Origin of the sequence: Carboxylicivirga mesophila (genome assembly GCF_018271975.1) — a bacterium.
Lineage (GTDB): Bacteria > Bacteroidota > Bacteroidia > Bacteroidales > Marinilabiliaceae > Carboxylicivirga > Carboxylicivirga mesophila.
Genome location: NZ_JAGUCN010000001.1, coordinates 501,009 through 522,483 on the forward strand (window position 1 = coordinate 501,009; position 21,475 = coordinate 522,483).

Annotated in this window: 11 protein-coding genes; 7 read left to right on the forward strand and 4 right to left on the reverse strand. The window is 40.8% G+C overall.

The features are described from left to right. Positions 1–395: 395 nt before the first annotated feature. From KEM09_RS02060 to KEM09_RS02090, 7 genes are all read left to right on the forward strand, one after another. A complete protein-coding gene (locus tag KEM09_RS02060; RefSeq protein ID WP_212224681.1) occupies positions 396–533 on the forward strand; it encodes a hypothetical protein in 138 nt (45 codons plus the stop codon). Between the two features lie 61 nt (positions 534–594). Continuing rightward, a complete protein-coding gene (locus KEM09_RS02065) occupies positions 595–8,121 on the forward strand; it encodes a S8 family serine peptidase (protein WP_212224683.1) in 7,527 nt (2,508 codons plus the stop codon). Between the two features lie 80 nt (positions 8,122–8,201). Continuing rightward, the gene (locus tag KEM09_RS02070; RefSeq protein ID WP_212224685.1) at positions 8,202–8,630 is read left to right on the forward strand and encodes a DUF4625 domain-containing protein; all 429 of its coding nucleotides are present in this window, start codon (positions 8,202–8,204) and stop codon (positions 8,628–8,630) included. A 418-nt stretch (positions 8,631–9,048) separates the two neighbouring features. Then, positions 9,049–12,126 carry a SusC/RagA family TonB-linked outer membrane protein gene (locus KEM09_RS02075; protein ID WP_212224687.1) on the forward strand — a complete coding sequence of 1,026 codons (3,078 nt, stop codon included), beginning with the start codon at positions 9,049–9,051 and terminating at the stop codon, positions 12,124–12,126. Positions 12,127–12,193: 67 nt separating this feature from the next. After that, the gene (locus tag KEM09_RS02080; protein WP_212224689.1) at positions 12,194–13,561 is read left to right on the forward strand and encodes a RagB/SusD family nutrient uptake outer membrane protein; all 1,368 of its coding nucleotides are present in this window, start codon (positions 12,194–12,196) and stop codon (positions 13,559–13,561) included. Positions 13,562–13,590: 29 nt separating this feature from the next. After that, positions 13,591–14,478, forward strand: coding sequence for a Calx-beta domain-containing protein (locus KEM09_RS02085; RefSeq protein WP_212224691.1), 888 nt, complete (start codon positions 13,591–13,593; stop codon positions 14,476–14,478). Positions 14,479–14,797: 319 nt separating this feature from the next. After that, positions 14,798–16,195, forward strand: a complete 1,398-nt coding sequence (locus KEM09_RS02090; RefSeq protein ID WP_244824758.1) for an MFS transporter — start codon at positions 14,798–14,800, stop codon at positions 16,193–16,195. A gap of 209 nt (positions 16,196–16,404) precedes the next feature. On the opposite strand, the gene KEM09_RS02095 is transcribed toward KEM09_RS02090, so the two are convergent. The 4 genes from KEM09_RS02095 to KEM09_RS02110 all read right to left on the reverse strand — a co-directional run bounded on the left by KEM09_RS02095 (position 16,405) and on the right by KEM09_RS02110 (position 21,264). Then, positions 16,405–16,758: a 4a-hydroxytetrahydrobiopterin dehydratase gene (locus tag KEM09_RS02095; RefSeq protein WP_212224693.1), complete on the reverse strand. Its 354-nt coding sequence runs from the start codon at positions 16,756–16,758 to the stop codon at positions 16,405–16,407. Positions 16,759–17,109: 351 nt separating this feature from the next. Then, positions 17,110–17,664, reverse strand: coding sequence for a hypothetical protein (locus KEM09_RS02100; protein WP_212224695.1), 555 nt, complete (start codon positions 17,662–17,664; stop codon positions 17,110–17,112). After that, positions 17,655–19,931, reverse strand: a complete 2,277-nt coding sequence (locus KEM09_RS02105; protein WP_212224698.1) for an AAA family ATPase — start codon at positions 19,929–19,931, stop codon at positions 17,655–17,657. Before KEM09_RS02105 ends, KEM09_RS02100 begins: the two co-directional genes overlap by 10 nt. A gap of 943 nt (positions 19,932–20,874) precedes the next feature. Beyond that, a complete protein-coding gene (locus KEM09_RS02110; RefSeq protein ID WP_212224707.1) occupies positions 20,875–21,264 on the reverse strand; it encodes an HU family DNA-binding protein in 390 nt (129 codons plus the stop codon). Positions 21,265–21,475: the final 211 nt, after the last annotated feature.

Genomic DNA, 21,475 nt, shown 5'->3' on the forward strand with positions numbered 1-21,475 from the left:
AGAAATACATTCATACTATTGCTAATTTATAAAATAAACTAAAGGCACTCTGTCAATCTGATTCTATTCTGAATATGCCTCATTAAGTTTCGTCGTTTGTAAATGCCTCTGGATAAAGGGCCCTTAAAAGGCAACGAAAACAAGCAATTCTGGTCTTGAATATTAAAGGGAGTAATACGATGTGTGCCATTGGCTTGCGGAGTGTAATGTGCAGGTAATTAAATTGATGCTGATTTTTGTAGTGCCGTTGAGGTAGTACAAAAAAGCTCCTGAGTGTTTATTTATCAGTGTTTGTAGTTGTATTAAGTGGACTCCAATATCACCTCCTGTTTTCATATATCATAAACTTGTCGTCATGTAAAAATCAGAGTCAATCATCAGCTGACACAAGGAGTATGAACGATAAGAAAGATAAAGAGATTGAGAAGCTAATTGCCAAGAAACGATTAGAAAGTGAGGCATTGAAAAAAATATTGGATGCCATTAATGCCAAGCGTGAAGCTAACGCTCATAAACTAACGAAATCCAAATAATGCCTGAAGGATAATTATCCGAGGGTGCCAATAATCACATTTATTGTATAAATAAAAATCTATGATGAAGTTATTACAAATGAAACAAGTCATGCTTACAGGGCTTTGCTTGATACTGCTGCTTGGCAGTCTTGCAGCACAAGTGCCTAATGCAAGTATGCACGATGGTGTTGTAAGGGTAAAGTTCAAGCGCGAGCTTTCCACAACACTTAAAAGTCTGAAGTCGACCAAACAAGCCGGTGTACTATCAACCGGTATTGAAGCCTTTGATGCGGCCAGTCAGCAAGTGCAGGCATCAAACATGAAGCGTGTATTCCCTTATTCAGCAAAGCACGATGCAAAGCATCGCAGGCATGGATTGGATTTGTGGTATGAGGTGCGTTTTGATAACACCGTTAATCCATTGGAGGCGGTTGCAGCTTATAAGGCGAGTGCCGAAGTGGAAATAGCAGAACCTGTTTACCAGAAAGTGCATATCAAAGGCGAGGCAGTACCTTATAATGGTTCATCGTTAAAAAGCACAGCCAATGCGCCATTTGACGATCAGTTTTTGGCTGAGCAGTGGCACTATGAAAATACCGGTACGCTTACTCCAAGCATTCCTGAAGCCGATATTAATGTTTACGAGGCCTGGAAAACACAGGCCGGTCAACCTAACGTTATTGTAAGCGTGGTTGATGGTGGTATTGATACAGAACATGCCGACCTGAAAGATAACCTGTGGGTGAACCAGGCTGAGCTGAATGGTACAGCCGGTCAGGACGACGATGGCAATGGTTATGTGGATGATATATATGGATTTAACTTTGCTGATGCAACAGGTTCAATTACTGCGCACGACCATGGAACTCATGTAGCTGGTACAGTGGCGGCAGTAAATAACAATGGTATTGGAGTAGCCGGGGTAGCCGGAGGAACAGGTAACGGTGATGGCGCACGTCTAATGTCGTCGCAGGTATTTACTTCGGCCGGCGGAGCTGGTGGATTCGCATCAGCCATTGTATATGGTGCTGATAATGGTGCTGTTATTTCTCAAAACTCATGGGGTTATAAATCAGCCGGAGTTGTTGAACAAACAGTATTAGCGGCCATCGATTATTTTATTGCTGAAGCCGGGATGTACGAAGGTAGCCCCATGAAGGGGGGTATCGTCATTTTTGCAGCCGGTAACGATTTTGTAGATGCCGAAATGTATCCGGGTTACTATGACAAAACATTCTGTGTGGCAGCTCTTGGTCCTGATAATACCATAGCGCATTATTCTAACTATGGAACATGGGTAGATATTGCAGCACCTGGCGGTGACCAAATGGTGAGCCAGGTAGCAGGCGTGTTAAGTACGGCGCCCAATAACTCATACGCCTATATGCAAGGTACTTCTATGGCTTGTCCGCATGTGTCGGGAATCGCAGCTTTGGCGGTATCTGAACATGGAGGGCCGAATTTTACAGCTGACGAATTACGTTTATACCTGGAGAGCTCAACTCACGATATTGATCAATATAACCCAGACTTTGCAGGCAAATTAGGGGTGGGGTACATTGATGCCGCCATGGTATTAAAGAAAAATGAAGGTGTTACACCCGACAATGTTACTGATTTAGCACTCGCCGGAATTGCACAGGATTTCGCGACTCTGACATGGAGTGTACCAGCTGATAGTGATGATGGTTATCCTTCTAATTTCCAGCTATTCTATCATACAGAACAGGTGACGGAAAGTAATATTGCTGAGGCTAAGTTGGTTAGTATTAATAATATTGATGCAGCAGGGACTTTAAAGCAGTTTGAGGTAACAGGTCTCGAACCGCTTACTACCTATTATTTTGCCATTCGTTCGATGGACCGATGGGCCAATAAGTCGGCATTATCGGCCAATGTTTCAGGCACAACCAATGCCGGACCCGATATTAATATACCAACAGCACCGATCAGTTACGAATTGAATCAGGCCAATAGCTTTACCGATAATACCGGCAGCTTTGTTATTGAAAACCATGATGAAGGATTGTTAAAATGGGAAGGCGTGATGCGTCATAAGTCACATAACCTTGATTTTAATGCCCTCAATATCAATTATCCGGTAGCCAACACTTTGGCAGGTAAGTCCTCTTACAATGTTCGAAAGGTACCTTCTCGTACAAATCAATCAGAGGTATCAGCTTTAAGCGCCGTTGAACTGACAGGTTTTAAGGATGAGATACGATTTGCTGATGGTAATATTTACATTATCGGCGAAGGAGATGTAACGTTGACGAATTCATCGGCCATGAAATTTTTCGTAGATCGAAAAGATGGATTCAACTTAACAAATGTTGAGATGTATGTACGCCATGATCCAGAGACAGGTCCTATGGTGATGGAGATATATGAAGGAGAAACGCTGGACAATGCTCAGCTCATAATGGCGCAGGAGGTGGAAAGTTATTCGCCAGATCCTTATGATATGAATGTGCAGTTGATGGAGCAATTGTATTTCAGCTATGGACAGACTTTCTGGGTAGTGCTGCATGTGCCGGTGGGTAATACCTACTGTTTAGGTGCCCAGGTAGAACTGGATCCTTCTTATTCAGATTATAGCTTCATGAGCTTTGATATGGGAAATACATGGCACCCATTGAGTAGCCTGATTGATGACTTTTATACCTGGTCAACTGTTGCAGTAAGTAATAATAAATACCTGGGAGAGTACATTACATTAACACCTGCATCAGGAAGTGTTGAACCAAATCAATCTCAGGAAGTGAACCTGAATGTAGATGGTACTACTTTAATTAACGGAAACTATAATGCCAATATTCTGGTTAAATCGAACGATAGCGATGAGAAAGAATCACGATTAGGCATTAGTTTAAATGTTTCGGAGCAGCAGCCCGACTTACGTAATCTTGATGTAATTGATTATGGTAGTGTGTTTAATGGTACTTCCAAAACACTGATTATCCCGGTTACTAATTTTGGATATGGTAACTTCTTTGGTATATCAACAAGTGTTTCTGATGCGACTTTTGAAGTAGTTACCAATGATTACTCCATTAATGCACGCGATTATGGCTATATTACGGTTAAATACACACCTAACGGGGCCGGTAACAACAATGCGATTTTGTCACTGACCGATCAAAAAGGTCATACGCATGATATACGACTGTTTGGCGTGGGTGTTAATCCGGCTAAAATAGAAGTTACCCCAGCTGAGCAAGTATTAGCAGATATGGCCATTGGCGAAACAACTACCACCACATTCAGCATTGCCAATGTGGGCGAATACCCGTTAAATTATAAAATAGCCGCCTATGATAATCAGCCTTTGACACGTCAGGATAGTTTGCGTCATAAGTTTGGTTATACCTATGAGACTAATAACAACGGAAATGTAGCGGTGCCTTTCGAGTGGGAGGATATTACAACTACTGGTGTTGATGTATCTGATTATTTCAAGGATGTACATCCGAATTATACCTATAAAGAGTTGGAGCTAGGTTTTCAGTTTCCATTCTATGACGATAAGATTGAGCGTTTGTATATTACCCGAAACGGGATTTTAACCTTAGACAAGAATGGACCATTTGGCAATTGTTCGCCGCCCAACTTTGACCCGCGCTGTTCGCCTAAAGGTGCTATATCAATATTAGGCTGGCCTTTTGATATTAATCGTCGGGGTTCCATCCACTATAAAAAGTATGGTGACAGGGTGATTGTGCAGTATACTGATGTCTTCTTTGAAGAGGCCTGGAGTATTTATGAATCGGGAACATTCCAGATTGTACTTTTCAATAACGGCGATATTGATTTTCGCTTCAAAGACATCGAGAATATGTCCCATTGGGATACTAATGAGGCCTTGATAGGTATTGCTAATCCGGCGTATGATGATGAATTCCGCATTAGTGGAGCTGATTTTCAATTTGGTTACGATCGCTATGGTGTCTTAACCAGCAACGAGACTATTTTTAAGGTAAAATATCCTGGTACAAAATTAGTGGAAGCCTTGTCTAAAACATCTGGTTACATAGCACCAGGTGAATCAGAAGTGATAACGGTCGACATTAATACATCTGCTGTGAACGAAGGCCAGCTATATCAGCATATATCCATCTTAAGTAACGACCCATTTGCCGAAGCTACGCCTTTTACAGTGAAAGTAAATGTAAACGCCGGAGGGGTAGCTGAGCCAACCATTGATCGGACGAATGTGAATTTCGGACAGGTCTTTACTGGTGCAGTTGCAGAGCAGATTGTTACCCTGGTAAATAGTGGAAATAAAGATGTTGAGATAACGTCTGCAACCTTTGCAGGAGCAGGTTTTGCCATCGAAACGACTTACCCTAAAGTGCTGAAGGCAAAAACATCAGAATACATCAAAGTGAGTATGGTAACTGATGCTGTTGCTACTTTAAGCGATGAACTGACCATTACCTGCGCAGATGGTACGGTCTTTAATGTTGCATGTACTGGTGAAGTGCTGGATGCACCTCAAATAGAGGTGGATGTAACCGAGTTTTATGAAGTGCTGGATGCCGGACAAAAAGTGGTACGTCCGTTGACCATTACCAATAATGGTAATAGCGACCTTGAGTTGTTGATTAGTGGAAATGATTGGGTATATGAGCAGGAGACAGTGGCGCCACTGTCGCTACCTGAATTCGCTTATAGCTTTGCTACATCCGATGAGTGGGAAAGTGGGATTGTCTTCGATTGGGATGACATTGTGAAAGATGGTGTCAGAACACCTATGTCATGGTATTCGGAGCATCAGCAGCTTTGGAGAGAAGTAGAGTTGCCTTTCGAAATAAAGCTCTATAATCAGCCAACAAATAAACTATGGATTAGCTGGCAAGGCCTTATAACAACTGTTGAGCCGCGAATTAACCCACCATACATTGGTCCTGATATTTTCCCGAATACAACAGAGCCCAATAGCTTGATAGCACCATATTTCGGCATTCATAACTACGATAGAAATGCTGAAGAAGCCCTGGTGTCGGGTGTATACCACAAATTGTATGAAGACCGCATTGTGGTTCAGTGGAACGAGTGCTTCGATAAGTATGGATTGGGATCAAACTATAGTTTCCAGGCCATTATATATACCAGTGGTGTTATCAAATACCAGTACAAGGCCGGAGGTATGGATACATGGTACCACCTGGGTATTGTAGGCTTAGAAAATGCAGCCGGTGATGACGGAGTGCTTGTGGCTGGTTATCAAACTTACTTAAAAGACCAACTGGCCGTGGTATTATCACCAGCAGAAAAGCGTGTGGTACCGGCAAATAGTGCTGTAACATTTGATATTGCATTGGATGCAGTGGCGCTCAATGAAAACTGGTATGGCGGACAGCTTAATATCATTAATAATACACCGGATCAGCCAAAGATTAGTATTCCTGTAAATCTGGATGTTATTGGTCAGGCAGCTATTGAAGCGCCAGCAACGTTGGAGTTTGGCGAAGTAATGGCCTATGAAACGGAAGATAATTATGGGCAGCTCAATCCGGTGAGTTACTATAAGGAATTTGAAGTAGCCAACCCAGGCACTAAATCGTTACTCCTGTACTCAATCTTCTTCGAAGATGCAACAGAGTTAGCCGGTCAGGTGTACTCCAGTCGTTTCCCTGGAGCCCCTATGTATTGGCAGGATATCCAGTACGCGCGCTGGGTTGAGATAACTCCTGGTACATCAATGAAATTCAGGGTAGCTTTAACGCCTGGTGGCGACGTAGCAACCATCAATACCAACTTAGTGCTCGATACTGATTTGCCTGAAGGACAAGTGCTAATCCCTGTTACAGCAAGCGTATCTAAAGCACCGGCTGCTATTATCGAAGGAGCCGACATTAATATTCTGGCCAACACGAAGGCACATACAGAAACAGGTAGTTTAACCTTATCGAATGTGAATGGGCAGGGGCCGCTTGAATATCGTTTGTCGATTGATTACAACCGGACAGGCGAACCTGCAGCTGTTGTATATAGTCGTGTGACTCCAATGGCGCAGTTGCAGTCAGTAGAAAATAGTGTGCCTGTGGTGAGTGCATATGCCCAGAGCAATGAAGCTTTTGATACCACACTTGAATATGATACAAATGCTGCTGCCGATATTTTTACCGGTTATGGCGAAGGACAGGCCTTTATGCCGGGTATTGTTTTCAGTGCACCAGCCGAAGGGTTTAAGTTGTCGCATATTAAAACATGGTATGCGCCTGGTGAGGTATTAACATCTGATATGACAGTATATGTATTGGCTGGTGGTACCGGGTTTGATGATGCAAAGTTACTAACTGAGCAAACCTACACACATAGCGTTGAAGAAGCTGTTGAAGGTGGCGGTTTTGTTACCATCGAGTTGGATGAGCCACAGCAGTTCTATCCGAATGAGAAATTCTATATTGCGATTGCTTACCAGTTGGGTATTGCATATCCGCAGGGGACAGCCACAGTGGAGGAACCAGTGGCAGGCCGTTTCTTCTTCCCAACCGATGAAGGCTGGCTGGATGTAACTGACATTGAAAGCCTGGCAGGATATGCCTGGATGATTAAAGCGCTTGAAAAAGAGCATGTCTCAGCTTCGTGGGTACGCATTACTTCGCCGTTAACTGGTATTGTAGAGGCGGGACAGTCGCTGAATGTTGAGATGGATTTCAACGCGGCAGGAGTGATGGATGCTGATAATTATGCGAAGCTGATAGTAGAGTCGAATGACCCTGTGAGTCCGATGGTTGATCGCTCAATGTACCTGAGATTGAACCAGGGACCATCATTTACCATTGACCCGGATGCTGTGTTGTCTGTTGAAGAAAACGCATCCATAAGTTTTGATGTTACAGCAAGCGACTACGAAGGTGATGCCTGTACTTTTGAACTGACGGAAGCCAATGAGATGGTTACCTTAGCTGTCGCAGAGAATACGATAACAGTGACTTACTCGCCCGATTATGTTTCAGCGGGAGTTAATGTGATTTCTATTACAGGTACAGATGTTCACAATAATGCCAGCATACTGGAGATACCAGTAGAAGTTATTAATGTAAACCGTGCACCTGAAATGACAACCATGCTTGATGATATGCAAATGGTGTGGGAGAACGGGGTGGTTGATTTTGATCTGGATGCGTACTTCACCGATCCGGATGGCGAAGCAGTAAGCTATGAGGTGTATAGTGCTGATTTATCAATCCTCGACGTATTCCTGTCAGGCAACAAACTAAAGCTGGAGCCACTGATGGTGAGTGAACAAGGGATTGCTGTTACAGTAATGGCAACGGATATTCATAATGCACTTACTGAGCACGTATTCAATGTGAAAGTGATACACCGTACCGGGTTTGATGACATGGATGCTGCACAATGGGAAATTTATCCAAATCCGGCCTCTTCGGTTATTAATATTAAGTGTTCAGCTAATGTGGAATCAGTTCGTATTCGTATCATGAATGCCGCAGGAACACTGGTTAAGGAGAAGGAGTTTAACTGGGGTGCATCACAAAAGCACACAGTCAATATTGATGACTTGTCGAATGGTATTTATCTGCTGGAGATTTACCATGATTCAGAATCAAGTGTTTACAAGTTAATTAAGAAGTAATTGGGTTAGGTTTTTTTTAATAGTTAAACCATTGGAGTGCCTCTTTGGGTACTCCTTGGTTTAAGAAAAAATGCAATCAGATGAATAAAAAAATATATAGAACCACTTTATACCTGATAATGGTGGTTGGCCTGCTAAGCGGGTCTTGCTCTAAAGATGAACCCGGCGATAGTATGGCACCAACAGCAGTTTTTACAAGTCCGTTAACAGAAACAGTTTATCAAAGAGGACAATCCATAATTGTTAATGCTTCATTCGAAGATGATAAAGAGCTGTCGCATGTGGAGGTATCCATAGAAGAAGCACAAGTGTTGAAGGGCTGGAATACGCCTTGGGAAACAAGCGAAGTCATTGAATTATCAGGCAAAAGTCAAAATCTTTCGGCATACGAATTATTTGGAGAAGCTATCCCGATGGATATCAAATCGGGCGTATACAATCTGGAGTTTATGGTGGTTGACAAGCAGTTTAATTTTGCCAATTATAACATGGTTTTAACCATAGAGTAATATCTCAGTATAAGTATTTATGAGGGTGTCCGATAATGAAGAGAGACATTTTTTATACTAATAATCTATAACTTCATTACCTCATCCCAGCCTTTCCGCTCTGGCGGAATAAATCCTCCTCAAGGAGAAGGTGACATTATTTAATAAGGCAACTATCTCTAATGTATGAAGATATCTTTATTTATTAGTGGCTTCCTCTCCTTGAAGGAGAGGATTGAGGAGAGGTGTTTTCTTATGAATTATAAGTTTATTATTGTGATTTTTTGATTTTCGGACACCCACGTTTTTTCATTAACTCTTAGCAGCTACCTTTTAAACGTTAGATGAAAGGTGGTATTCGAGCTGTACGAAACCTATGATACAGCACCTGATAATGAGGTGCATAATAAATTCAACTATTAATTAATCTATTAAATCTATGAAAAGATTTTTCGTATTCATGGCTTTGCTGTGCTGCGTGAGTATTGGCTTGTTGCAAGCTCAATCGCGCACCATCACAGGAACCGTAACAAATAAAGATGACGGATTTACCATGCCGGGTGTGTCTGTGTTGGTAAAGGGTACTACCATTGGTACTGTCACCAATATTGATGGGCAGTATAATCTGTCGGTACCGGCAGATGCCGGCACACTGGTTTTCTCTTTTATTGGGATGTCGAGCCAGGAACAAGTCATTGAAGGAAGAAATGTCATTAATGTAGTACTGGAGAGCGATAGCAAAGACCTGGATGAAGTGGTTGTAACGGCCTATGGTAGTAAAGGTAAAGTAGGCCTGAAAGGTGCTATCTCGGTAGTGTCGGCCAAAGAGCTGGAACAGATGCCCGTTGCTACTTTTGACCAGATGCTGCAAGGTAAAACAACAGGTCTGCAAATATCCAGTGGTTCAGGGCAACCCGGATCGAGCAACACCAAAGTACGAATTCGTGGTACGGGTTCTATTATGGCCTCCAATGAGCCTTTATATGTGGTTGATGGTGTCCCTATTGAGCCGGGTGTATTTGGCAGTTTAAATGCCAATGATTTTGAAACGGTAAGTGTATTGAAAGATGCTGCATCAACAGCCATCTATGGTTCAAGAGCCAGCAATGGTGTCATCTTAATTACTACCAAAAGTGGTGCTGAAGGCACTTCAACAGTTAATGTGCGTCACCAGTCAGGTATTTCTATCAAAGGTGTTGAGAAGTTTGACATGATGAATTCATCAGAAAAACTGTGGTTTGAGCAGATTGCTAAAAAAGGTCCGGGCTGGGAGTTAAGTCCAATGAACCCAAACTACGAATTATTAAGTCCTGAAGCGCAGGCAGCTCAAGTGGCCGAATTAAATCGACTACGCCAGATTAATACCGATTGGCAGGATCAGTTTTACCGCAATGGTAAAACAATGAGCAATGAAGTAAATTTCTCGGGTGGTAATAAAAAGACTAAATACTATGTGTCTTACCAGAACTATTACCAGGAAGGCTTATCACCTCGTTCTGACTTAAACAGAAATACCGGGCGACTTAACCTGGATCATCAGCTGTTTGAAAATATCAGAGTGGGTATTAATACCACCATTGGTCAATCAAAAATCAACCATATTGAGAGTGAAGGAGGCGTGGCGCTAAGTAATCCTTATGCTGCCGTTTATTTAGCTAACCCGTGGGAAGAGCCTTACAATGCAGATGGCGAATTAGCAGCCGGGCATTATCGTTACGTGAACCCACATTTAACTGAGGACGAAAATAATAGTTTGTACAACCCATATAGTAAAACAGGAACCAATGCCTTGGATATGATGGCCAACTCTACCAATAAGGAGGAAGAAACAAAGTTTATTGGGGCCTTTACACTGGAGTGGGATGTGTTACCCTATTTAACGGCTAAAAGCCAGTACGGTATTGATTATCGTCACAGCCTGTATGAACGTTGGGTGAGTCCTGATAGCTTTTACTCAAACAGTCTGGGTGAAGGTGCTCCGGGACGCGATGGATCCATCAGTGAAACCTTTAGTCGTCGCACGGCCACCAGTTTCACCAATACACTTGATTTCAAAAAGGTTTTTAATGATATCCATACCATATCGGCCGTTGTCGGAACAGAATATTTAAACAGGGAATATTTCAACTTTGGTTATACAGGTTATGGCTTGGATCCTAAATTGCCTGAAACACCAGCAACTATTACGCCTGGTACCGATACCAATGGTTATATCCCAACAGTAAGTGGTTACAAAAGTGAGCGTGCTTTGTTCTCATTGTTTTCATTGGTTAACTATACCTACGATGGTAAATACACTTTTTCAGGAAGTTTACGTCGCGATGGTTCTTCTGCTTTTGGTACGAATAATCAGTATGCTGTGCTGTATTCAGCTGGTTTTACCTGGGATGTGGCACGCGAAGGCTTTATGAGCCAGGTTGATTGGGTGAATAATCTGAAGTTCAGAATCAGTTATGGTACCACCGGTAACCAGGAAGGCATTGGCAATTTTGAATCAAAAACGCTTTGGTCAAACACAGAGTATGCCGGTAATCCTGGCTATTACTTAGCACAAGCCGGAGACCCGAATATAAAATGGGAGGTGGCTCACAAGTTCAATGTGGGTATTGATTACAACCTGTTTAATAACCGCTTAAATGGTTCGATTGATCTGTATAATGACAGAACCTCTGATTTGTTTATTCAACAAACCTTCTCCGCATGGGATGGTGTTCCGGGTAATATCCAAACCACCAATGCCGGTGAGATGCGTAACCGTGGTGCCGAGTTACTGATTAATTACGACATCATTCGTAACCGCGATTTAACATGGACGGTAGGAACCAACCTGTCATACAATGCGAATGAGATTACTGACCTGGGGCAGGTAAAGGAATTTGAGCAGGGAACATCCATCGTTCGCGTCGGTTTGCCTATTAATTCGCATTATATTGTGCAGTGGGCCGGTGTTAATCCTGCAACCGGTGATGCCATGTATTATACCAAAGATGGACAGGTTACCACCGACTATAGTGCCGATAATAATGTGGCAGACTTTGGTTCATCTGAGCCTCCATTCTTTGGCGGATTTAATACCTCGGTGAGTTATAAAGGATTTGAGTTGAGTGCTCACTTCACTTTTGCGCAAGGGTTTTATCGTTTCAACAACCAGTCATTCTTCCAGGAGAATCCCAATTTTGCGCAGTTCAATATGTCTTCCAACATGTTAGATATCTGGCAAAAACCAGGTGACATGACCGAAATCCAGGGGGTTCACTCTCAGCGTGAGTTTTCTTCAAAAGATATTGAAGACGCCTCTTATTTACGTTTCCGCAACCTGATGATTGCTTATAATGTGCCTAAAACGGTATTGAGTAAAGTTGGATTTATAAGGAGTATGCGACTGTATGGACAAGGTCAGAATCTGTTTACCTGGACAAAATGGACTGGTTTTGATCCTGAGGACAGCAATAATATTGCCCAATATGAATATCCAACTCCCCGAATTTTCACACTTGGTCTTGATTTGACCTTCTAGGATATACATATCTCAAGCTAAAATTCACTGGGAGTTCCATGTGACAATATGTAATAAAATTTAACACATGAAAAATAGAAATATAATCACTGCTTTTTTGGCAGGAATGCTGTTAATGTCAAGTTGTTCTTTAGATATAGAACCAACTGATTCAATTAGTAGCGATAAAGCATTTGAAACAATTGAAGACCTTGAAAAAGGCCTTGTTGGGGTTATGGGTACTTACGGAGGTCATGGTATTGTAGGTATGAGTGACTGGGCCAGCGACGATTTACGCTACTCATTGAGTAACACTGGCCAGGGAGTGCAGGTTCATAACTGGACTTATAATGCCTCAACTGGTGATTTAAGTGGCACCTGGAACGGCAATGCTACTTTGGTAGACCGTGCTAACCGCATATTAGAGGTGGCAGAGCGCTTCGATGCGGAAGATGAAGATGTTAAAAGAATCAAAGCCGAATTAATTTTCACACGCGCTTATGCGCATTTCGAAATTGTACGTCTGTACTGTAAAAACTATGATTCGAACGATCCGCTGGGTATCCCTTATAAATACGAAGCAGGTGTAGAGTCTCCTGCACGTTTGCCACAAGGGGTAGTTTATGAGAATATACTGGGTGATATTGACGCAGCACTGCCGTCTTTACCTGATGAAGCTGAGGGAAGCTATTTTGCAACCAAAGCAGCTGCCTATGCATTAAAAGCCCGTGTAGGATTATATATGCGCAATTGGGATTTAGCCATTGAAGCCGCTGATAAATGCCTTGAAACAGGTGTACGTCTGGCTAACCGTGATGAATATACAGGCGTGTGGGATGATGCCGTTACTGAAGGCGTTGAGGTTATTTTCAAACTGTTTCGTGAGAACGGTACGCTTGGCGATTACTATACACGTAGCTCAAATGGTGATATCTTCTTTCATCCGTCATATGATTTGATGAATCAGTATGAAGAAGGCGACATACGCGCTTTGGCCTTCTTTGGCAAGAATTCAGGAGGGCAGGATGTCGTTATCAAGCATGATGGTCGCCCCAATGATAAGCCAAACGTAGTAGACTTAAAAGTTTTTAGGGTATCAGAACTTGTATTGATTAAGGCAGAAGCATACATCGCCAAAGATATGTTGGATGAAGCGGCTTCAGAACTTAATAACCTGCGCAGTCAGCGTATGGTCAATCCAGTGTTATTGAGCTTTAATACTGCCGCAGAGGCCATGGAAGCACTGCAGCTGGAAAGACGCCGTGAGCTTGCTTATGAAGGCCATCGTTTTTACGACCTTAAACGCTGGAATTTAGGTGTTAGTCGATTAGATGAGGACTCGGAAACAACCGCAAAGAATCTGCCGGCTGGCGATTATCGATTTGTATTTCCCATTCCTCAGCAAGAAATATTTGCCAATGATAACATGGTTCAAAACGGAGGTTATACAGAATAGTTAGTAGTTATCTGAAAAGACAATAAATTATGAATTACATAGTGAAATATATATTTCTCGCCATTATTGCACTGCTCGTTGTGGCATGTGGCGAAGCTGATAAGCAACTGTTTGATGACCAGGATGCCTACTTTGCTTTTGAGGCTGAGAGTGCGTCCATAAGCGAAAACTCAGAAGACAGATTAGACTTGAGTCTGTACATAGCCAAAAGCAAGGCTATTGGTACGGTAGTTTTGGAGGCAGACAGTGAAGGATTGGATAATCCGGCAATAGAGGGCGTTGACTTTGAAATTGTGGGGGATGAAACGATTACATTTCGTGGGGAGTATTTCCAGGAAGTTTCGATTAAAGTGATGGACAATGACGAGACAGATGGTGATAAGCAGTTTTACCTGACCATGGTTTCCAATGATATTAATGCTGACCTGGGACTGGCTGATGGTAAGCAGTCAAAAGTATTAGTAACCATCATTGATGATGAACACCCGCTGGCATCAGTGTTAGGCTCCTATACACTGAATTATGATTCGCCATGGAATGGCAATGGTCAGCAGGAAGTCAATCAAATATTCTCTGTTGAGGGCAGTGATACTGAAGTAGGTATTGTGCTTGGGTATTATCGCGATAATGAAGATTTTGCCTTGTCAACCAAAGTAAAGGGAACAGTTGATTTAGAAGCCATGACAGTTAGTATTGCTTACGGTCAGCAGACCTACAATGACGGTACAAATGTGCTAACCATGTTTGGTGACGATGAGACACCAGGTGGAATTATCACCGAAGGTTATTTAATAGGGGATATTGATCCCGTAACAGGAGATATTGTTTTCCGCAATCCGTTTGCCATCGCGTTTACAGGTGGTCCGAATGAAGGGTATTATGAAGACCTGTACATTAACCCAGTACTGAAAAAGTAAAGACCAAATAATATAGACTAAAGGTTTTGGTTTTTGTATAAAGCCACTGCAGCTAACGAGTTGTGGTGGCTTTTTTGTTTGCTGGTTCTGAATGAGTGCTGTCTGGTTTTTCGGCTGTTTGACCCATAGGCTTAGAAGCTAAGGCCTATGGCAATGTTGTGAAATTATTGATACATTTAATTTGCTTGATGGCGTAAGTAATACCATTTAAATATTAAAATGCGCTTGTATAATGCCGATACATATTCATAGTGGCTTTAGGAGTGAAACGCACTAAAGGCACATTTTGAATAGTAATTGGTATAAAAACTACCGGTTTATGGAAAAAATGGCCCAGACACAAAAATCAGTGCTGCTTGTTGTGACGCTTACATCATTTATCGGGCCATTCATTATCTCGTCGGTTAACATTGCCCTGCCAGATATTGAAAGGTATTTCGCTATTGATGCCATCACCTTAAGCTGGGTCATTACTTCCTTTTTGTTATCATCGGCTATATTTCTTTTGCCAATGGGGAAATGGGCCGATATAAAAGGCGTAAAGCGTATTTTTAAGCAAGGTACCGTTGTTTTTGTGGTGTTCACGTTCTTATGTGCTATTACCAATAGTTCAACCATTCTGATTGTTGCCAGGTTCCTGCAGGGGGTTGGTGCAGCTATGCTGATGGCAACGGGACCCGCTATCCTCATATCCGAATTCCCGGTGAATCAGCGGGGCAGAGTATTGGGGATAAATGTTGCCGCCGTATATATTGGTCTTTCGGCAGGGCCGCTGGTTGGTGGGTTTGTTACCTATTATTTTGGATGGCAGGGTATTTTCTGGATTTCGGGTATACTAGGACTAGCAGTCATGCTGGTTGCTTTTCTGTTTCTGGGAGAGGATAAAAACAAATCCCCACAATCCGGGATGGATGTGTGGGGAGCTATTATTTATATGTTGGCTCTGTCGTGTTTGGTGTATGGTTCTTCTAAAATTACCAGCTTACAGGGGCAAATACTTATTGGGCTTGGTGTGCTGCTCATCATTGGTTTTCTGTTTTATCAGACGAAAGTTGTCTTTCCTGTATTTCCTACACATCTGTTCAGAATAAACAAGCTCTTTGCCTACTCCAATGCAGCAGCGCTAATTAACTATAGCGCCACCTTTGCCATCGTTTTCCTGCTAAGCTTATACCTTCAGAAAATTCAACATTACAGCCCCCGGGAGGCAGGCAGTATATTGATAGCTCAACCTGTTGTTATGGCGCTTCTTTCGCCATTAGCGGGCTATCTGTCTGACCGAATGGAGCCGCGCATCCTGGCATCTGCAGGAATGGCCATCTGTTCTCTCGGTTTAGCCCTTCTGGCTTTTATAGGGGCCGATACATCAACAATAGCTATTATAGGTATTCTGGGATTTATAGGTATTGGTTTTGCCCTTTTCTCTTCTCCCAACATGAATACCATCATGAGTTCAGTCGACAAAACAAAATCGGGCCTAGCCAGTGGTATGGCTGCAACAATGCGGGTGCTGGGACAAATGGCAAGTATGACGATTGCCACCGCCATATTTGCCATCTTTTTTAAAGGCGAGTCGGTTGAAGGTGTTTCAGACCAGCTGTTTATTAAAAGTATTCATTATGCCTTTCTGGCTTTTGCAATGATCTGTGCAGGAGGAACCTACTTTTCAATGGCCAGAGGCAGGATGCATACTGACAGCGACAATAGGATTGATTAGTATGACAGCGAATTGCTCTTAGTTACTGATATGCCACGCCCCTTAATTACCACAATGTCATTAAGTTAGTAGCCTCCCTCACGCTCACCCTTTGCTTCCCTAAAGGGAACAGCGCGCGGGGTAAGCCCCTTTAGGGGTTTGGGGTAGTATCTGGAGGTGTATAGCGGCACGAAAAACCCTTAACTTAATGACATTGACTAATTACCATGTCATTCTCCGGTAATATTGGCGTATAAATTGGAGGTATGATAGGCCATAATAAAGTCGTTTTTGTGAAGTCCATGTATTTTATGCGTCCACCATATAACCGTTACCGATGAGTATTCAACAATCAGCTGAGGATGGTGATTGTCTTTCTCCGCCTGTTCAGCAATAGCATTGGTCAATGCCATGGATTGAATAAAATTATCGGTGCGAAATACCCGTTTCAACTTTTGAATAGTCCCATCTTCAATCAATTCCCAGTGGGGTACATCCGGCATCAGGGATGCAATTTCATCAGCTGATAATCGATGCGCATTAACACTGCATGCCTCGCATTTTAAATTGTGTAAGGTACCCATGTGTGTAGTATTTAAAAGTAGTAATGTTGTCAGTTGCGTATTTGTTAATGGAAATAAGCCGCTCCAGGTTAAGAAATGAATAGTTTATGCACTTGTCAAGAGGGGTGAACACCTTCAATCTGAAATGGCATAGGATTGGAGCAGGTTTTTTTATTTATGACGGACGAGGCTATGATGAGTTGCTTGTGTTTGCGGTTTGCGATGTATTATGAGCGGCTCTTGAAGGGCTGTTAAAAACTCACCTCACTTATATCAATCGCCATACATACTAATTTCTATCCGGTTGTCGTCAATCCCGAATTACTCGGGACGCTCAGACTCTGGTTTTCAACCAGCCATAACGCTTAGTTATTAGGAGCTGGGCTTTCTACAATTTTGTTCATCTATAGTTAATTGTACAGGTTCACCACAACTATTTATACATTGAGAATCATGTGTTATACACTCAGATTCCAGTTCTTTTACATCTGTAATTTCAAAATTAGATGGAGGATAAGATTTTACAGAATCTAATATTTTCAAAACCTCTTCATAAACCTTTGAAGGCAACTCTGATGCCATGTCAAACCTTTTACGGCTACTATACATATAAACAAAAAGGTGCGGGTAATGATAATTTATTTCCTCACCTTTTTCTTCAAACAATGCAAAATGAGAAAAAGCAACATAATTACCTCGTTTGGATTCTGAGTTAAATCTTTGGGGTTTCAAACCTATCCAGTTGATTTTGTATTTTATGTCTTCATCCCCTTTAAATGTAGTTTTACCTCCAATACCAATAACCGCATCATAATCCCAATTTCGAATCCTTCCCATACAATCCTGATTCCCAAATACCCCTTTGTCATCGGGGTCGCCTTTATGAGTTCTTTTATAAATTAATACACGCATATTTCCTAATTGCATATTCTATTACAATAATCAATTTGTCCTTTATACTTCGATTCTATATACTCAATTAGAGTAGAACATATTTCTGTAAAATCATCATCCGTAATTGGGGCTTGTTCTGAGCGCCAACCACCATGTGATAAATCATTAATCAAGGTATAAGCTCTTGTATCTGATGGGATATTATCTCTAATATATTCAGCAATACTTTCTCTTGAAGTATCTATTTTATCAAATTTTGTAAGTGTTTCAATAATATGTCTGATTGAATTTGCTGTTGTGTGGTTAGGAATGCCACCATTGTTAGCAATATCATAAACGTCCATTAAATGGCTTATGTATGGGACAGTCAGGTTATTATTAAAATCTATTAGTTCTCCATTTTTAAGCAAAAGCTTTTTGTCTAAGATATTATTTGAGGAAAGGACTCTCATAAAATCATTATTGTGTGTAAATAAGATGAACTTAACGCGCAGTAATTTATCTATAATTTTATCAATGTCACGTATCACTCCGCTAAGCGTATAAACATGCGTGAAATCCATACTTGATATTGGGTCGTCAATTACAAAAAATAGATTCTTGTAATCATCTTCACTATTTATCTTTAAATGACAATCTCCAATATAATACGCAAAAGCAACAATGTTCTTTTCACCCTCGCTCAACACATTTTTCGCTTGATTTTTTTCAAGAATATTTCTTTTAAAAATCAACCTAAAAGAATCAGAATCTAAGGAATATTTATCAGCGAAAAAGTAATTCAAGACAGTTTTAATCGTTTCAGCGACTTTATCTTTTTTACTTACTTTCTGCTGTTCCTTTTTCTTCTTTATTTCTTCATTTAGAGATTTATAATCAGTGCGAAGTTTAATAATGTTCTTAATATTTGTCTTGTGAGAACTTACAAGCTGATTGAAAGCGCTATTGCATAAGGCTTTTCTTATGTTTTTATTCTCGTCATTTATACGATTTTTCTTTCCATTTATAGAGTCAATTTCCTTGTTATTTGAATCAATTGTGTTGTTTGTTAAAGCTTGATTCTTTTCTAATTCATCCAATAATGATTCATTAAACTCAACTTTAACTGAAATATTAGAAAGCTTTTTATCGATTAGCTCCTCAACTTTTTTTAGGTTAGATTCAGCTTCTTCGATATTCAACTTATCTAACTCAATATCTGAACAGGATGGAATATACTTATTTTTATAGGTGTTATAATCCAGAATACGTTTTGAATTAAAGACTTCAAGAGCTTTTATTTCAGATATGATTTCTTCTACTATTTTTTTGTATGACTTAAACAACTTAATAGTTTGAGCCTCTGTGTTATTTAAGTATTTCGTATAGTTATCTATTAATGACAAAGCGTCTAGCTTTAGCTCCTGTTCACAGAATGGGCAAATTTTTCTCTCGTCAATTAGTTCCATTCCTGTCTCTATGAAAAGCTGTTTCTCTTTAATCTTTGATTTAAAATCTTCAGCAAGACTACTAAGTGTATATTCTTTTTCGCAATTAACTTTAATCGCATTTAGTTGCTCGAAATTTATATTTACTCTACTGACTGATGAGATATCTTCTAAGTTCTCTGGTACAGATTTTATTTTATTGTAATCATCTAAAAGTTCTTGAAATGACTTTGATACGGGAATAGCTTCCTTGTCAATACTTTTAAAAATCTCATCGTAATTTAGATTTCTGTATTCACCCAGTCGCTTAATATTTTGAATACTATTTATATTATTATTCAAATAACCTGTAATCTCACTTTTAACTTGGTCGGACAATGAAGTTCCTTCTTCTTCTATTTTCTTCAGTTTTTCCTCATCATCTTTTAAATCTATATTAACTTTTCCAAGAATGAATCCCTCAATTTCACTGTCTTTTTCATAACCTAAAGCTCTTATGTTATCTTCAACATAATCTTGATTGAAAGTATGATATAAATAATCGGTTTTAGGAATTTCAGGCAATTCACCTTTAGATAATCTAATATTAAAATCATCTTTTGTATTTCCTTCTTTATCTACAATTGAGAATGAAAATTTTGCATTGTTCTTACCAAATGAAATTAACTTATCTGTTGGACTGGTTCCATCATCTTCTAGCTCTAATACTGTTTGGTTTTCTGTAAGTCTAAATAATCGGCTTATGAATGTTTTTCCACTTCCATTATTCGCAAAAACACCAATTTTTAAAGTACCTGATTTAACTTCTCGATTCAAGTTTTCAATCGGTGCAATATTCTCACAGCTTATATTTGTTTTTATCTTATCTGCCATAATTGTTGCAGTTTTGGTTCTTCTTGCCTTGCCGCCAACTCATTTATCTCCGCACTCTCATACCACTATCAACCACTAAGGCGTATAGCAATTGCTACCGGCACATGGGTACCCATACATTTATTAGTCATTTATGATTTCCTGCCCCTTATTACGCTCACATTATCCCCGGTCAGGGGGGCAGTTTTTCCGATTAGTGCCTGCTAAATTAGAATTTATTTCGGTATGCACATACTTATGTTGATAAAAGATGGGGTGGAGTTGATGAGTGGGAGGTAGTTGGTGGTTAGTAGTTAGTGGTGAGGCAGAAGAGTATAGATAAGAGTGAAGAGTGAAAAGTGAAGAGTGAAAAGTGAAAAGTGAAGAGTGAGTAGTGAGAGATGAGAAGTGAGAAGCCAGTGGTCAGTAGTTGGGCAGAGTTGTGGGTTTAGGGTTGGTTGCTGGTTTCGGGTTTAGGGTCTGGAGTTGCTGGTTGAGGTACTGTATCGGATCGCATCTATATATTGGTTTGGTACATTGAGATGCGATCCTTATAGACCCGGTCATCTCAGCACTCATCAATTTTCACTTATCTCTGTTTGTCTTGTATCTTAGGTCTTGTGTCTTCGGTCTTGTTTCGGGTGTTGTTTGGGGGCAGAAGAGTATGGATAAGAGTGAAGAGTTAAAAGTGAGTAGTGAGAGAGGGTAGGTGGTCATCTTTTTAGGGTGGCAAATGTGGGGGTATAAAGCAGGTTTTTGCCAGGCTTTTAGCTTGTTTTTTTAGGCAAATTACCTTCAGCTACATCTCATTTTGGAGGTTTTGTAATTGATTGGTAATCAGCATCAATGGTTAAAGCGAAAAAACATGCTTATGTTTTGACAAAAACGTAAGCATGTTTTTAGTAAAACGTGCCTACGTTTTTACTAAAACATAGGCACGTTTTTTAGGGCAGGTCGTTGAAAGTTATAAATCTACTTTCTGGTACTCTAAATTATTAAGCATTTGCTTCAGCTTTTTGCCGGGTGTAAAAATGCATTTTGAAGACTTGATGGAATGAGATGTGATATCTTCTTCATTAATTTCACCATTGCTACTGATGCTCACCCTTAGGCTACCTAAATCGCCCAGGCGCACAATGGCTCCTTCTTCAAGGCCATCTGTCATCACATCCACAAGAGCATATAATACAGCTCTAATGTCGGCACCGCCAACAGTACTAATCTTTTCAATGCGTGTGGTTAATTTTTCCAGTGTTAATTCACCGTTTGTAAGGGCGTTGGCATAGAACTTTTTTTCGCCTCCGCCGGCAACACCTGGTTGCCCTCTTTCAATGACTTTGTATTTTACAGCCATAGTTAATTGCTTTTTATCAATAGAATGACTCGCAGTGTTTCATGGCCATCATTTAATTACCTGCCCTATAGGTTGTAGCCATAAATATGAATCAATCCGCCTGATTCTATTGATTTAATCCTATATTGCAAGCTCCGCCGGCCTCCTCTTCCAAAGCGTGACGCCAATCTTGCCAGGTTGATGACCAGCCGGCGGTTTACTTCGCAACATT

Excerpts from the sequence above, each read along its gene's own strand:
- KEM09_RS02060 (WP_212224681.1), top strand. The coding sequence starts at position 396 with ATGAACGATAAGAAAGATAAAGAGATTGAGAAGCTAATTGCCAAGAAA.
- KEM09_RS02065 (WP_212224683.1), top strand. The coding sequence starts at position 595 with ATGATGAAGTTATTACAAATGAAACAAGTCATGCTTACAGGGCTTTGC.
- KEM09_RS02100 (WP_212224695.1), bottom strand. The coding sequence starts at position 17,664 with ATGCAATTAGGAAATATGCGTGTATTAATTTATAAAAGAACTCATAAA.
- KEM09_RS02085 (WP_212224691.1), top strand. The coding sequence starts at position 13,591 with ATGAATTACATAGTGAAATATATATTTCTCGCCATTATTGCACTGCTC.
- KEM09_RS02080 (WP_212224689.1), top strand. The coding sequence starts at position 12,194 with ATGAAAAATAGAAATATAATCACTGCTTTTTTGGCAGGAATGCTGTTA.
- KEM09_RS02105 (WP_212224698.1), bottom strand. The coding sequence starts at position 19,931 with ATGGCAGATAAGATAAAAACAAATATAAGCTGTGAGAATATTGCACCG.
- KEM09_RS02075 (WP_212224687.1), top strand. The coding sequence starts at position 9,049 with ATGAAAAGATTTTTCGTATTCATGGCTTTGCTGTGCTGCGTGAGTATT.
- KEM09_RS02110 (WP_212224707.1), bottom strand. The coding sequence starts at position 21,264 with ATGGCTGTAAAATACAAAGTCATTGAAAGAGGGCAACCAGGTGTTGCC.
- KEM09_RS02090 (WP_244824758.1), top strand. The coding sequence starts at position 14,798 with ATGGAAAAAATGGCCCAGACACAAAAATCAGTGCTGCTTGTTGTGACG.
- KEM09_RS02070 (WP_212224685.1), top strand. The coding sequence starts at position 8,202 with ATGAATAAAAAAATATATAGAACCACTTTATACCTGATAATGGTGGTT.
- KEM09_RS02095 (WP_212224693.1), bottom strand. The coding sequence starts at position 16,758 with ATGGGTACCTTACACAATTTAAAATGCGAGGCATGCAGTGTTAATGCG.